The 13,937-nt window shown below is 71.0% G+C and carries 14 protein-coding genes and 1 other RNA gene; 4 read left to right on the top strand and 11 right to left on the bottom strand.

Translation table 11 applies throughout. The features are described 5' to 3' along the window. The first annotated feature begins 65 nt into the window (after positions 1-65). On the top strand, positions 66-1,661 hold the full coding sequence (gene mdlC, locus AB0O48_RS26750; RefSeq protein ID WP_357572423.1) for a benzoylformate decarboxylase: 1,596 nt from the start codon (positions 66-68) through the stop codon (positions 1,659-1,661). 27 nt (positions 1,662-1,688) lie between these two features. Here mdlC and AB0O48_RS26745 read toward each other — a convergent pair whose 3' ends face one another. From AB0O48_RS26745 to pruA, 10 genes are all read right to left on the bottom strand, one after another. Beyond that, positions 1,689-2,642: a hypothetical protein gene (locus tag AB0O48_RS26745; protein WP_365069029.1), complete on the bottom strand. Its 954-nt coding sequence runs from the start codon at positions 2,640-2,642 to the stop codon at positions 1,689-1,691. Between the two features lie 46 nt (positions 2,643-2,688). Further along, positions 2,689-3,177: a hypothetical protein gene (locus tag AB0O48_RS26740; RefSeq protein ID WP_365069027.1), complete on the bottom strand. Its 489-nt coding sequence runs from the start codon at positions 3,175-3,177 to the stop codon at positions 2,689-2,691. Positions 3,178-3,318: 141 nt separating this feature from the next. Further along, a complete protein-coding gene (locus AB0O48_RS26735; protein ID WP_365069025.1) occupies positions 3,319-3,999 on the bottom strand; it encodes a hypothetical protein in 681 nt (226 codons plus the stop codon). A gap of 72 nt (positions 4,000-4,071) precedes the next feature. Further along, positions 4,072-4,447, bottom strand: a transfer-messenger RNA (tmRNA) gene (ssrA, locus tag AB0O48_RS26730). Between the two features lie 104 nt (positions 4,448-4,551). Beyond that, positions 4,552-5,031 carry an SsrA-binding protein SmpB gene (gene smpB / locus AB0O48_RS26725; protein ID WP_357242057.1) on the bottom strand — a complete coding sequence of 160 codons (480 nt, stop codon included), beginning with the start codon at positions 5,029-5,031 and terminating at the stop codon, positions 4,552-4,554. Positions 5,032-5,171: 140 nt separating this feature from the next. Next, a complete protein-coding gene (ftsX, locus tag AB0O48_RS26720; protein ID WP_357242054.1) occupies positions 5,172-6,047 on the bottom strand; it encodes a permease-like cell division protein FtsX in 876 nt (291 codons plus the stop codon). Between the two features lie 67 nt (positions 6,048-6,114). Next, positions 6,115-6,795: a cell division ATP-binding protein FtsE gene (gene ftsE / locus AB0O48_RS26715; protein ID WP_030331491.1), complete on the bottom strand. Its 681-nt coding sequence runs from the start codon at positions 6,793-6,795 to the stop codon at positions 6,115-6,117. Positions 6,796-6,913: 118 nt separating this feature from the next. After that, entirely contained in the window at positions 6,914-8,035 is a 1,122-nt protein-coding gene (gene prfB / locus AB0O48_RS26710; protein WP_357242050.1) for a peptide chain release factor 2, read from the bottom strand. Positions 8,036-8,156: 121 nt separating this feature from the next. Next, entirely contained in the window at positions 8,157-8,672 is a 516-nt protein-coding gene (locus AB0O48_RS26705; protein ID WP_091393967.1) for a PadR family transcriptional regulator, read from the bottom strand. 177 nt (positions 8,673-8,849) lie between these two features. Next, on the bottom strand, positions 8,850-10,478 hold the full coding sequence (gene pruA, locus AB0O48_RS26700) for an L-glutamate gamma-semialdehyde dehydrogenase (RefSeq protein ID WP_357242046.1): 1,629 nt from the start codon (positions 10,476-10,478) through the stop codon (positions 8,850-8,852). A gap of 385 nt (positions 10,479-10,863) precedes the next feature. Here pruA and AB0O48_RS26695 point away from each other — a divergent pair, with 385 nt between their 5' ends. Beyond that, a complete protein-coding gene (locus AB0O48_RS26695; RefSeq protein ID WP_365069020.1) occupies positions 10,864-11,973 on the top strand; it encodes a hypothetical protein in 1,110 nt (369 codons plus the stop codon). A gap of 126 nt (positions 11,974-12,099) precedes the next feature. Here the strand turns inward: AB0O48_RS26695 and AB0O48_RS26690 are convergent, their stop codons facing one another. Then, positions 12,100-12,609 carry a hypothetical protein gene (locus tag AB0O48_RS26690; RefSeq protein WP_357572420.1) on the bottom strand — a complete coding sequence of 170 codons (510 nt, stop codon included), beginning with the start codon at positions 12,607-12,609 and terminating at the stop codon, positions 12,100-12,102. A 215-nt stretch (positions 12,610-12,824) separates the two neighbouring features. On the opposite strand from AB0O48_RS26690, the gene AB0O48_RS26685 reads away from it, so the two are divergent. Together AB0O48_RS26685 and AB0O48_RS26680 are read left to right on the top strand one after the other, a co-directional pair. Then, positions 12,825-13,052, top strand: a complete 228-nt coding sequence (locus AB0O48_RS26685) for a helix-turn-helix domain-containing protein (RefSeq protein ID WP_357071774.1) — start codon at positions 12,825-12,827, stop codon at positions 13,050-13,052. 220 nt (positions 13,053-13,272) lie between these two features. Beyond that, positions 13,273-13,896, top strand: coding sequence for an Rv3235 family protein (locus AB0O48_RS26680; RefSeq protein WP_365069017.1), 624 nt, complete (start codon positions 13,273-13,275; stop codon positions 13,894-13,896). Positions 13,897-13,937: the final 41 nt, after the last annotated feature.

Below are 13,937 nucleotides of genomic sequence, written 5' to 3'. Positions count from 1 at the left end.
ATAGATTCGGCTGATCGGGAGGGGCGACTGCTGTCGTCCCTCCCGCGACACGAAGGCGGGTGGCGATGGCAACGGTCCGGGACGCGACGTACGACGTGCTCCGCACCCTCGGCATGACCACCGTCTTCGGCAACCCCGGCTCGACGGAGGAGCCGTTCCTGCGGGACTTCCCCGCCGACTTCCACTACGTCCACGCGCTCCAGGAGGCGACGGCGGTCGCGATGGCCGACGGCTACGCCCAGGCCAGCGGGACAGCCGCCCACGTCAACCTGCACACCGCCCCGGGCACCGGCAACGGCATGGGCAACCTCGTCACCGCCTGGCACAACAAGACCCCGCTGATCGTCACGGCCGGCCAGCAGACCCGGGAGATGCTGCTGCTCGAGCCTCGGCTGGCCAGCCGGCGGCCCACCGAGCTCCCCCAGCCGTACGTCAAGTGGGCCTACGAGCCGGCCCGGGCACAGGACATCCCGGCGGCGGTGCTGCGGGCGTACGCGACGGCGGTGCAGCCACCAGCCGGGCCGGTCTTCCTCTCCCTGCCGATGGACGACTGGGCCCAGCCGGCCGACCCGCCGCCCGCACCGCGAACGGTGGCCACCCGGTTCGCGCCGGACCCACAACGGCTGGACGAGTTCGCCCGGGTCCTGGCCGGCAGCGACAACCCCGTGCTGGTGTACGGCCCGGGGGTGGACCGCTCCGGTAGCTGGCCGACAGCTGTCGCGCTCGCCGAACGGCTGGCCGCACCGGTCTGGTCGGCCCCCGCACCCGAACGCGCCGTGTTCCCGGAGGACCACCCGCACTTCCGCGGGGTGCTCCCGTATGCGATCGGTCCCCTCGCCGAGGCGCTGCGCGGCCACGACACGGTGCTTGTCGTCGGCGCTCCGGTGTTCCGCTACTACCCGTACGTGCCGGGCGGGCACCTACCGGACGGCGCCCGGCTGCTGCACGTCACGGACGACCCCGACGAGGCCGCGCGTGCCCCGGTCGGGGACAGCCTGCTCGGCGACCCGGGGCTGACGCTGACCGCGCTCGTGGACCGGGTGCCGCCGGCCGACCGGGTGCCGCCCACACCCCGCGACACACCGGCCCCGCCGGAGATCACCGCCCCGCTGAGCGCCGACGCCCTGTTCGCCGGGCTGGCCGCGCACTGGCCGGCCGATGGCGTGCTGGTGCAGGAGTCACCGTCCAATCTGTCCGCTCTGCGCCGGCAGTTGCGGATCACGCGCCCGGCGTCGTACTTCACGATGGCCAGCGGCGGCCTCGGCTACGGCCTGCCGGCCGCGATCGGGGTGGCGCTCGCCGAACGGGACACCGGGCGCGGCCGTCCGGTGGTGGCGGTCATCGGCGACGGCTCGTTCCACTACTCGGTGCAGGCGCTGTGGACCGCCGCGCGTCTCGCACTGCCGCTGGTGGTCGTCGTCCCGGTCAATCAGCAGTACGCGATCCTCAAGGCGTTCGCCGAGCTGAAGGACACCCCCGGGGTGCCCGGCCTGGACCTGCCGGGGTTGGACATCGTCGCCATCGCGGCCGGCTACGGCTGCGCCACCGAGGTCGTCGAGACGCCCGACCAACTCGGTACGGCGCTCGTCACCGGGCTGCGTGCCGACGGGCCGACCGTGTTGCCGGTGCCGATCAGCACCGACGTGCCCAGCATCCTCTGAGGGCCGCCGGTCAGCTCCGGTGCCCGGTCAGCGTGGGGCGATCGACAGGGGTGCTCCGCTGGCGACGTCCAGGACCGGCCGGGCGCCCAGCGGCGCCGCCAGGGTGACGGCGACCGGTTCCAGCTTCAGTATGGCGGGGCAGTCGCCGGTGCCCCGGGTGACGCTGCCGCCCACCACGACGACGTCGGGCCGTTCCCACACCAGCGGCGTGATGCCGGTGTCGCAGGCGCCGACGCCGAGCCCCACGGTCATCCGGACATCGTCGACCGCCGTCAGGTTCTGGGCGCCCACCAGCCCGTCGGCCAGCGGACGGGCCGGCGCGGAGGGTTGGGGAACGGGCGTGACCGCGGTCGGCGCGACGGCGAGCCGGGCCACCGGGGCGGCCAGTTCCTTGATGGTGAACAGCCAGGCCGGGACCTGCGCCGTGCCCCGGCTCGTGCGGACCGGCACGGCACCGAACGTGACACCGGTGACGGTGAGCGAGAGACAGGCCGTCTGCGTCGCGCTGGTGGCCCACCCGTCCGGCCCTGGTTCGACGCTGGGGCCGCCGGGGCTCGGCCGGCCGGGCCGCTTCGGTCGCCCCGGGCAGGGCAGCGGATCACCCTGGTCGAGCTGCCGGTACGCCTCAGCGGCATTGACCAGCGGCAGCGTCAGCCGGCCGTCCGGGAAGCGGATCTCCCCGCCGACCCGGGTGGGCGGTATCGCGGCCTCCGCCCGGTACCACCCGGCCTCGAACGCGGTCTTCGTGTCGGACGTGAAGCGCGGGTCGCCGCTGAGCACCGTGGGTCCCTCCAGCGGGACGTACCCCGTGCTCCACGCGGGGCCGGGTCGCCACGCCTCGGCGACCTCGGCGGCCCGCTTGTCGAACGCCTCGCCGCGGGGCGACGGGTGGCGAGGCCCGACGGGCGGATCGGCGACGGGCGCGGCGCAGCCCGCGGTGAGCAGCAACGGGAGTACGAGCAGCAGGGCCGGTCGACGCATGTACGGTTCGACGCCGCCGCCGACCCCGCGGTTCCCGGCCGACCGCTCAGGTCTCGCCGCCCAGGTCCGTCTGGTACGCCTCCCAGAGCAGGTCGGCGCCGCGCCGCCGATGCCGGGCCAACCTCCGCAGCAGGTGCCCGGCGCGGTGCCGCAGTTCGGCGGGATCGACCTCGGGCCGCTCGGCGATCCGCTGCACGGCGAGGATCGCCGCGATGATCCCCGCGTGCTCCCGGGTCAGCATCCGTACCCCGTGGTCCAGCCGTGGCGACTGGGTGAGCAGCTCCCGGTAGAGGCCGGCCGGACCCTCGGTGGCCCGGACGTGCTCGGCGAACCCCTGCCCCACCGAACCCAGCCGGAGCAGGACGCCTTCCCGCCAGCGCGGCTCGGTGGGAGGCACGGTGACGGCCCGGCCGAACGCGTGCACGTCTCCGGCCAGACCGGCCGGGCGTGGCTCACCGGGCAGCTCGACGGGATGCGGCGGTACGGCGGACAACCGGGCGACGAGTGACGACTGCTGGACCGGACCGGTGACCATGGCACCTCCCGTGCTGCGCTGCTATCCCATACCGCGATGGTGAGCGCGCCCGACCGTGCCTGTAAAGGCCCCGCGAGTCCTCATCTGCCCCGAGGGTCCCGGCAGTCCCGCCAGTCGCAGGGGCAACCGACCCACCGTTGCTCAGCCGAGCTGGGGGTGTTCCGCCAGGCGGCGCAGTTGGCGGGCGACGGCGTGCGCGTCGCCGTCCCGACCGTCGACGGGTCGGCCCGTCGTGATCGCGTCGGCCAGCGCGCGCAACTCGGACGGGGGCAGGCTGCTCAGCCCCATGCCCTGCAACGCGATGGTGACTCGCCGTCCATCCTCGTGGTCGGTCGCGATGATGGCGGGTGTTCGCTGCCGACCCGCCGGAAAGTCGTCCGCGGGCTCGCCGTACGACAGCGAGGCGGCGTCGATCCGGGCGGTGGCGAGGTCGACGTCGCGCGTCCGGAACGCGCCCCGGACCCGGACGTGGCTGCCCTCCAGCCAGGCGGCCGTGCGGAGCACCCGCAGCACCAGGTAGATGCTGAGCAGGACGAACGGCAGCCCGCAGAGTCCGATGAACGGGCTCAGCCCGGCGTGGTCGGCGCCACCGTCGGCGTCGCGCAGCGCGGGTGGCAGCATCCCCGGCGGCACGTCGCGAGCCTCCTCGTAGGAGGAGAACGGGTCACCCGGGCCGGACAGTCGCCCCAGCACCCCGCCGGCGACCAGCGGCAACACCACGAACGCCGCGGCGACGGCGGCGATGAACACGCCCACCACCACCGCCCACGTCCGCTGTGCCGGTGAGGCGCCGACCGACAGGCGCAGCTCCTGGTTCGTCACAGGGGGCAGCGTAGGCGAGCCGCGTACACGACGAAGCGCCCCGGCTGGTGGGCCGGGGCGCTTCGCTCGAGGTGGTGGAGGTGCCGGGAATCGAACCCGGGTCCTTCGCCGGTTTGTCAGGGCTTCTCCGAGCGCAGCTCGCTGTGCCTCTACTCGGCCCCACCGCTCACGCGAGCAAGTTGGTGTGACGGGCCCAGTCGCTGATTAATCTCGCCGCACGGACCCCGCGACCGGGTCCGGTTGGCCAGCCTCCTAGCTGATGCCGGCTACTGGGACGAAGGCGTTCCCAGACCGACAGACTTAGCTACTCGCCTCAGGCGGCGAGAGCGAAGTCAGCGCGTTGGTTATTGGCGCTTATAAAGTTCCGACGACCGATTCTCGAGACGACGTCGGCTTCCTCGGCTCGCTTCCCCTGTCGCTGCGTACGAAGTCGAAACCAGTCACCCCCTCGACAGGCCACCGATGTGGTGGCACTGACAAGACTAACGCCTGGCGCAACGGCTTTCATCCCGAGCCCCGGGCCGGCGTGCCGACCCGGACAAACGGGACGTTCTACTCGTCCATTCCCTTGCCGCGCCGACCCGACACCCGGGCGATCTCCCGGTCCGCGTCCCGCTTGGCGAGGTCCTGACGCTTGTCGTACGACTTCTTGCCCTTGGCCAGGGCGATCTCGACCTTGGCCCAGCCGTCGGAGAAGTAGACCTGCAACGGAACGATCGTCAGACCGCCCTCGCGGGTCTTGCCGACGAGCTTGTCGATCTCGACCCGGTTGAGCAGCAGCTTGCGGGTACGCCGGGGCTCGTGGTTGGTCCAGGTGCCCTGCGTGTACTCCGGGATGTGCATGGCGTGCAGAAACAGCTCGCCGTCCCGCTCCTGGGCGAACGCGTCGACAAGCGACGCCCGCCCGGCCCGCAGCGACTTGACCTCGGTGCCGGTCAGCGCCATGCCTGCCTCGTACGTGTCGAGAATGGCGTAGTCGTGGCGCGCCTTCTTGTTGGAGGCGACCACCTTGCGCCCCTTTTCCCGTGGCATCGGTGCCACCCCCTCTCTCCGCTGCCCGTGGGCCGAGCACACCTCGGCCGGACAACCGATCATGCTACCGGAACAACAAGGACCCTCCCGCGCCGTTTATTTCCGGCGGCGGAAGGGTCCTCGGGAGACGACGGGACGACCTAGACCCGCAGGTAGAAGCGCAGGGTGATCCAGGCGGTGCCCGCGCTGATCAGACCACCGACGCCGGCCATCAGCGGGAAGACGACCAGGATGTCACCCCAGCCGATCGGCGAGAGCAGACCCTGCAACGCGCTCAACGACCCGTCGAAGAGCAGGTACTTGGCCGCGACCAGGGCCACCAGACCCAGCAGTGAACCGATCAGGCCGGCCACCACCGCCTCCAGCACGAACGGCGCCTGGATGAACCAGTTGGACGCGCCGACCAGCTTCATGACCGCCACCTCACGCCGCTTGCTGTACGCGGCGACCTGGATGGTGTTCGCGACCAGCAGCAGGGCGGCGATCGCCATCACGGTGGCTGCGGCCAGGGCGATGTTCTGGATCGAGGTGAGGATGTTGAAGATCTTGTCGAGCAGTCGGCTCTGGTCGATGATCTCGTCGACACCGGCGCTGTTCTTGTACTGCTCGTAGATGTCCTTGTACTGCTCCGGGTTGTTCAGCTTGAGCCGGAACGACTCGGGCAACTGGTCGGGCTTGACCACGTTCACCAGGTCGGGCGCGTCCTGGTACATGACCTTGAACTTCTTGTACGCCTCGTCCTTGTTGACGTAGAAGACCTCCTTGACCAGGGGGTCGCTGTCGAGCTTGGCGTTCAGGTCGGTGCGCTCCTGCTCGCTCACCTCCTGCTTCAAGAAGATCGAGACTTCGATGTTCTTGTAGTAGGTGACCTTCATGTCGTCGACCTGGCGGTACATGAGACCGCTGGCGCCGAGCATGGTCAGCGAGACCGCCATCGTGATGATCATCGCGATGGACATGGTCACGTTGCGCCACAGTCCGACCAGTACCTCGGACAGGACGTATTTCACGCGCATCGGGATTTCCTCCGGGTCTCCGGCATGAAGTGTTCGTCGTCAGGCTGCGCAGGGGTGGAGAGCCGGCTCACCCGTAGACGCCGCGGGCCTGGTCACGCACGATACGACCGCTCTCGATCTCGACGACGCGGCGGCGCATCTGGTTGACGATGTTGGAGTCGTGGGTGACCATCACGACGGTCGTGCCGGTGCGGTTGATCCGGTCCAGCAGGCGCATGATCTCGATCGAGGTGTCCGGGTCCAGGTTTCCGGTGGGCTCGTCCGCCAGCAGGATCAGCGGACGGTTCACGAACGCCCGGGCGACGGCGACGCGCTGCTGCTCACCACCGGAGAGCTCGTGCGGGTACCGGTGCTCCTTGCCACCGAGCCCGACCAGCTCCAGCACCTCCGGCACGACCCGGCGGGCAACCGCCTTGGTCTTGCCGATCACCTCGAGGGCGAACGCCACGTTCTCGTACGCGGTGCGGTTCGGCAGCAGCCGGAAGTCCTGGAAGACACAGCCGATCGAGCGCCGGAAGTGGGGTCGCTTCCAGGAGCGCATCGATGTGACGTCCTTGCCGTTGACGACGACGCGACCCTTGTTGGGGGCGACCTCGTGCAGCAGCATCTTGATGATTGTGGACTTGCCGGAGCCGGATGGACCGATGAAGAAGACGAACTCGCCCTTCTCGATCGAGACGGACACGTTGTCGAGCGAAGGCCGGGACGCCTTCGGGTACGTCTTCGTCACTTGCTCAAGCTGAATCACGGGTGGTGAGTCTACGCGGTGTAACAACTGAGCCAAGCCCCACGCCCCGCCGATCCGGCACGAGTCGTCGAATCAGGCCTCTACCTGGAGATCGACGACGCGTTCCGCCCGCGTGTCGTTACGCTCCGTCGCCGGCGAGTTGCCGCTGCTTACGCCAACGGATGCCCGCCTCGATGAAACCGTCCAGATCGCCGTCGAACACCGCGCTCGGATTGCCGGTCTCCTGCTCGGTTCGGAGATCCTTCACCATCTGATACGGGTGCAGGACGTAGGAGCGCATCTGGTCGCCCCACGAACCGGCGGCGTTCTCCTTGAGCCCCTCCAGCTTGGCCTGCTCCTCCTGGCGCTTGCGCTCCAACAGCCGGGCCTGGAGCACCCGCAGCGCGGAGGCCTTGTTCTGCAACTGGGACTTCTCGTTCTGACACGTGACCACGATGCCGGTCGGGATGTGGGTCAACCGGACCGCCGAGTCGGTGGTGTTGACGCTCTGCCCACCGGGGCCGGAGGAGCGGTAGACGTCGACGCGTACCTCGTTCTCCGGGATGTCGATGTGGTCGGTCTGCTCGGTGACCGGCAGGACCTCGACGCCCGCGAAGCTGGTCTGCCGGCGGCCCTGGTTGTCGAACGGGCTGATCCGGACCAACCGGTGGGTGCCCGACTCGACGCTGAGCGTGCCGTACGCGTAGGGCACCTTGACCGCGAAGGTGGCCGACTTCAGACCCGCCTCCTCGGCGTAGGAGGTCTCGTAGACCTCGGTCGGGTAGCCGTGCCGCTCTGCCCAGCGCAGGTACATCCGCAGCAGCATCTCGGCGAAGTCCGCGGCGTCCACGCCACCGGCGCCCGCGCGGATGGCGATCAGCGCCTCCCGGGAGTCGTACTCGCCGGAGAGCAGGGTGCGGACCTCCATCTCCTGGATGGCCTTGGTCAGCCCGGTGATCTCCGACTCGACCTCGAGCAGCACGCCCGGGTCGACCTCGGCCTCGGCCAGCTCCAGCAGAACCTGGGCGTCGTCGAGGCTGGACCGGAGGCTGCCCAGCTTGCTGATCTCGCCGTTGACGTACGACAGCTGCGAGGTCACCTGCTGAGCCTTGGCCTGGTCGTCCCACAGGTCGGGGGCGGAAGCCTCCTGCTCGAGGCGGGCCTTGTCCTCGTGGAGTCGGTCGAGGTTGAGGACGGCCTCGATGTTTCGCAGGGTCGCGTCGAGTTCCTTGAGCTGTTCGGCGTAATCGGCAGCGGTCACGACAGGTAAGCGTACTGCGCGGACGACGATTGAGCTTGCGAGCCCCGCGGTCCGGCGCGAAAGCGGCACTCCGCCACCCCGCGCTGAGCAGCTCCTACCCTTCGGGCGAACCCGCCGCGGATCACCCGACCGGCGCGGACTTCAACCAGGACAGGGCCGCCCGGTGATAGGCGACGGCGAACTCCAGCGCGCTGGCGTCGTACGTCTCGCCATCCCGTTTGGCGTTCTTCACCTGCTCCCGGACCTGGGCGAGGGCCTCGGTGTGGTATTCGTTGGCCGAGGCGTACAGGCCCTTGAGCTGGCTGGCGGAGTGCAGGTTGCCGAAGGCCATCCGCAGCGCGATCGGGTTGCGGATGGTGTCCCGCCCCGGGTTCTCGGCCAGCCAGCGGGAAAATGTCCGTTTTCCGCTGGCGGTGAGCGCGTACGGCTGGCTCATCCGCGGCCCCGGCTTCCCGAGCCGCACGAAACCGCGCTCGGCCAGCACCGGCAACTCGCGGTAGACCTGACTGCGTGTCATCGACCAGTACGGCGCCAGACGGCGCTCAGCGGCGGCCATCAACTGACCGCCTGTCATCGGGCCCTCGTGGAGGAGGCCGAGCAGGGCCGCCGCCGTAGGGTTGACTCCGGAATCCGCCATGCCCCCTACGCTGCCACTTTGCGCACCCGGCGTCCAGGATTTGCCGGTTTGCCACCCAACAGGACTTCCTAAGTGCACTGTCGGCGGCAGACTGTCCGTTGAGGACCGTCGATGGATCACGACCCTCGGCCGACCCGCCGGCGGCACCGCGTGCCCCCGGCGGGTCGTCGCCGCAGGTCAGCCCATGTGGGGGTACGTGTGGTCGGTCGGCGGCACGAAGGTCTCCTTGATCGTGCGCGGCGACACCCAGCGGACCAGGTTGAGCCAGGAGCCCGCCTTGTCGTTGGTGCCGCTGGCCCGCGCGCCGCCGAAGGGCTGCTGCCCGACCACCGCGCCGGTCGGCTTGTCGTTGATGTAGAAGTTGCCGGCCGCGTACCGCATGCGCTCGGCGACCGCGTCGACCACCCGGCGGTCGGTGGCGAACACCGAGCCGGTCAGCGCGTACGGGGCGATCGACTCGGCCTGCGCCACCACGTCGTCGAAGCGGGCGTCGTCGAACACGTGCACGCCCAGGATCGGCCCGAAGTACTCGGTGGTGAAGGTCTCGTGGGCGGCGTCGCCGCACTCGAAGAGCGTCGGCCGGACGAAGTAGCCGACCGAGTCGTCGGCGGTGCCACCGGCCAGCACCCGGCAGGAGTCGTCACCGGCGATCAGCTCCAACGCGGCGGTGTGCCGGGCGAACGCCTTGTCGTCGATCACCGCGCCACCGAAGTTGCCGAAGTCGGCCACGTCGCCGTAGGTCAGCGAGTCGGCGGTGGCGGCCAGCCGGTCCCGCAGCCCACCCTCCCAGATCGAGCGCGGCACGTACGCCCGCGAGGCCGCCGAGCACTTCTGACCCTGGTACTCGTACGCGCCGCGGATCAGCGCGGTGTGCAGGGCGTCCACGTCGGCGCTGGTGTGCGCGACCACGAAGTCCTTGCCGCCGGTCTCGCCGACGAGGCGCGGGTAGCCCCGGTAACGGGCGATGTTGTCGCCGACGGTCCGCCACAACTGCTGGAAGACCTTCGTCGAGCCGGTGAAGTGGATGCCGGCCAGGTCCGGGTCGGCGAGCACCACGTCGGAGACCTCCTCGCCCCGGCCGGTGACCATGTTGATCACACCGGGCGGGAGGCCGGCGGCCTCGAACAGCCGCATGGTGAAGTGCGCGGCGAACTGCTGGGTCGGACCCGGCTTCCAGATCACCGTGTTGCCCAGCAGGGCCGGCGCCGACGGCAGGTTGCCGGCGATGGCGGTGAAGTTGAACGGGGTGACCGCGTAGACGAAGCCCTCCAACGGGCGGTGGTCGAAGCGGTTCCAGACGCCGGGGGAGGACGCCGGCTGCTCCTCCAGCAGACGCCGGGCGAAGTGCACGTTGAACCGGAGGAAGTCGATGAACTCGCACGCCGAGTCGATCTCCGCCTGAATCGCGGTCTTCGACTGGCCGAGCATGGTGGCGGCGTTGAGGGTGTCGCGCCACGGGCCGGCGAGCAGCTCGGCGGCGCGCAGGAAGATCGCCGCCCGCTCCTCGAAGGGCAGCGCCCGCCACATCGGAGCGGCATCCTTGGCCGCCTTGATCGCGGAGCGCGCGTCGTCGTGGGTGGCGTGCCCGGTCACGCCCAGCACGTGCGCGTGCCGGTGCGGCTGCACCACGTCGATCGAATCACCGCCGGCCATCCGCTGCTCGCCGCCGATGGTCATCGGCAGGTCGATGCGCTCGGCGGCGAGCTCGGTCAGCCGCCGCTGGAGCCGGTCCCGGTCGGGGCTGCCCGGCTCGTAGTTGCGAACCGGCTCGTTGCGCGGCTCGGGAACGGAGAACACGGCATCCATCAAGGCTCCTGGCGATCTCGACAGCAGTGGCGAAACCGGACCCGCGGGCACCGACCGGGCGGTCGGACACCGGTCGCCGCACGGGAGGGCCGAGCAGCGGCGGGACCTCCCGTAATTCTCCCACGAAGGCCTGCGCACCCTGCCTCCGCCATCGCCCTCGGCCAAGGACCGACCCACCCCTGCTCTCCTTACCGACCGGGTTCGATCCGGCAACCCGGCCCGCGTTCCGTGCGCCACCGCACCCTCCGCGCCCGGCCGCGCTGGGGGTGCTGCGTCTCGGCAGGACCGGTGGGCCGCAGGTGTCGCGGTCGTCCGCGGCGGCGGAGCGCCCAGCCGAGCCGCGTACCCTGAATGATCGGTGACCTGCCGCCTCGAAGGGGAGACGATGACCAAGCAGCCCGGCCGCGTCCCGGCCGCGGAGTCGCACGAGCCGGCGGCCGACGCGGCAAGCCCGAGCAGCCGGCCGCTGCCCGCGCCCGGCGCGGCGGTGCTCGCACTGCTGGCGCTCGGTTGGCTGGCCGCCATGCTCTGGTCCACCCGGGAGGCCATCACCTCGGCGGCGGCCGGGGTGACCGCGATCAGTCTCTCCGCGTTCGCCCTGCCCGGCGTGATCTCGGCCGCGCTGGTCGGCGGGGCGGCCGTCGCGCTGGCCGGCGGCAACCTGCTGGCCCGCCGGTACGGCGACTGGGCCACCCTGCGCTTCGCCGGGGCGATCGGCGGCGGAATGCTCGTCGGGCTGGCGGCCGCGGTCGCCATCAACCTCACCTACTTCGACACCTCGACGACGAACGTGATCGCCGGCACCACGGCGGCCGCGGCGATCATCGGTGGCGCGGTGGCCGCCGCGCGGACCGCCCCGGCGGTCGGTGCGATCGTGACCGCCGCGCTGGGCACGCTTGTCTTCGTGGTCGCGTTCAGCCAGGCCCGGGACCCGCTGTTCGACCTCTTCGGGGCCGGCGACAGCCAGCAGTCGGTGGTCGACGCGGCCAAGTGGGTGTCCCGCACCGAGTCGCTGGTCGCGGGGTTGCTCGCCGGTCTGCTCGCCTTCGGTTACCTGACCTGGGCGCGACGCCGGGCGGTCCGCCGCGACCCTGCCGCTCGGGCGCTGCGCTGGCCGGCGTACCTGCTCGCCGGTGCCGGGCCGGGGTTGCTCCTGCTGCTCGCCGAGGTGATCATCCGGGTCGGTGGCCGGTCGCTGCTCGACCTGGCCAGCGCGCTCAGCGAGGCGGACGCGGTGGCGCAGACCTCGCTGGGCACCTCGCGGGTGGACAACGGGATCTGGGTGCTCTTCGTGGGGGCGCTGACCGCGCTTATCGCGTTCGGCCGCACGCTCGGCCCGGCCCAGACCGACGACGACGACGACCCGGCCGGCAGCCCGGCCGCCGTCGCGAGCCAGGTCGACCCGGAGGACGACGAGCCGGACCCGGCCGAGGCGTTCGACGCTCCGGCCGAGGCGTTCGAGGCGGACCCGGCCGAGGCGGACCCGGCCCGCTGACACTCGCCCGGCAGGGCGTCGCCTCGCGGTCTCGCCCAAGATCGTGCTCGATCCTTGTTGTAGTGGTGTCGGGTCCAGGGGGATGCCACTACAACAAGGATGTTGCGCGACCTTCCGTTGGCCGGCTCAGCTCGCCGCGTGTAGCAGCAGGTCCAGCTCCGTCACGTCGTACCACTCCAGCTCGTGGTCCTCCGCGCCATCGACGGTGAACTGGGCGTCGGGATCGCCGGCCGCCGCCTCGGCCACCACCTCGGCCGCTGCGGCGACATCCTCGACCGCGTCCGTACCGTCCACGTGCAGGGCCGCGACGGCAGCCACCGGCACGGCCTCGGCCAGCGTCACCGTGCTGGACCCCAACTCACCGTCGCCCCGTCCGAGCGCGCTCGCCGGCAGGTCGACCGACACGACGACGCGGCGGCGGGGAGCGGACGGGTCGGCCCGGAGCAGGTGCAGCGCATCCTGGGCGGCCCGGGTGAACGCGACGTACTCCAACTCCTCCTCGTCGCCCTCGGCGTACCACTCGCGCAGCGCCGGGGTCACCGCATGCGCCTGGTCGGCGGCCAGCCCTTCCGCGCGCAGGCGGGCCACCATCGGTACGGTCGCCGGCACGTACACCCGGACTCGGTCATCGGTCACCGGTCGTCTCCCCCGCTTCGTCCTGCACCGGCGTCCACCGGCACGGGCGCAGATCATGCCGCACGCCGTGACCGTCATACACCCCGACTCCGGCCGGCGGAAGTTTCCGCGCGGTGTGTCCCGCGCGGTCGACTTCCGGCAGGCTGGCCAGGTGCTGGGCGGGCTGGGCGGTCGATGGCAAACTGAACCAAACGACATCAACCCCGGGAGTTCGTGTGGAGCCAAGGTTCCTGTTGCTCTCCGACGTCGCCACCGAACTGAACGTGTCGGACTCGCAGGTCTACCACATGGTGCGCAGCGGTGAACTGCCGGCGATCAAGATCGGTGGACGGGGCCAGTGGCGCGTCGAGCGCGCTCGGCTGGAGGAGTACATAGCGCGCAAGTATTCCGAGACCGCCGAGTGGGTGCAGAGCAACCCGCTGGTTGACCGCGATCCGGAGTAGTCGCCCCTCCTCCACGACCCAGCCCGACACCTACCGCACCGCGCTTGATCCACTCCGTTTCTGGAAGGCGGGGTGGCTGATACCGCGCCTTCGGCACCACCGCGTGGATCATGCCGGCGAGGCACGCGATGGTCGGCGGACCATTGACGGAGGCCACTTTCTCGCCGAGAATTAGGGCTGTCGGAGGCAAACGAAGGCAAACGCAAGATCGAAGGGGTCCATGATGAGCGAGGCGCGACCCGGCCCTTCCCGACCGCCCGTGCGGCTGCGCCCCGTCCCGCCCATCGACCCGCCGTACGCCGACGAGGCCGACGGGTCGTACTGGCCGGCACCCGTCCACGGCCAGCTCGCCCTGGACCTGTTCGCCTCGACCCGGCCAGACCCGGTCCGACCACCGGAGCGCCGGAGTGCCCTCCGCCCGGTGCCGAGCCGGTCCACCACCCACCCGGTGACGCCGCTACCACCGGCGACCGCCCCGGAAGCCACCCGAGCCGCGCATCGCTTCGTCGGCACCTGCCTGGAGGTGATCAACGGCTACCGGTCCCCGGCCCAGGTGCGGGCACTGCTCGACCCGGCCCAAGCGACCGACCTGCTGACCGAGCTGGCCCGAGCAGGTCAGCTACTGACCGGGTCGACCTGCGCGTCCGGGCGGGCCGGGGCACCTCGCCGTCGGGCCGGTCGACCCCTGGTCCGGTTGCTGCGCATGCGGGTCTGCGAGCCACGGGACGCCGCGGTCGAGGCGGCGGCCGTCCTCACCGGCGCGGGCGGTCGGAGCTGGGCCATGGCACTCCGCCTGGAGCACCGTCGGGGCCGCTGGCTCTGCACCGCCCTGCACGTCCTCTGACCGCAACCTGCCCGGACCGGGGCGGGGCGGGCTTGATCGAC

This window comes from Micromonospora sp. NPDC085948 (assembly GCF_040686315.1).
GTDB lineage: Bacteria > Actinomycetota > Actinomycetes > Mycobacteriales > Micromonosporaceae > Micromonospora.
This window is presented reverse-complemented; position numbering and strand designations above follow the sequence as displayed.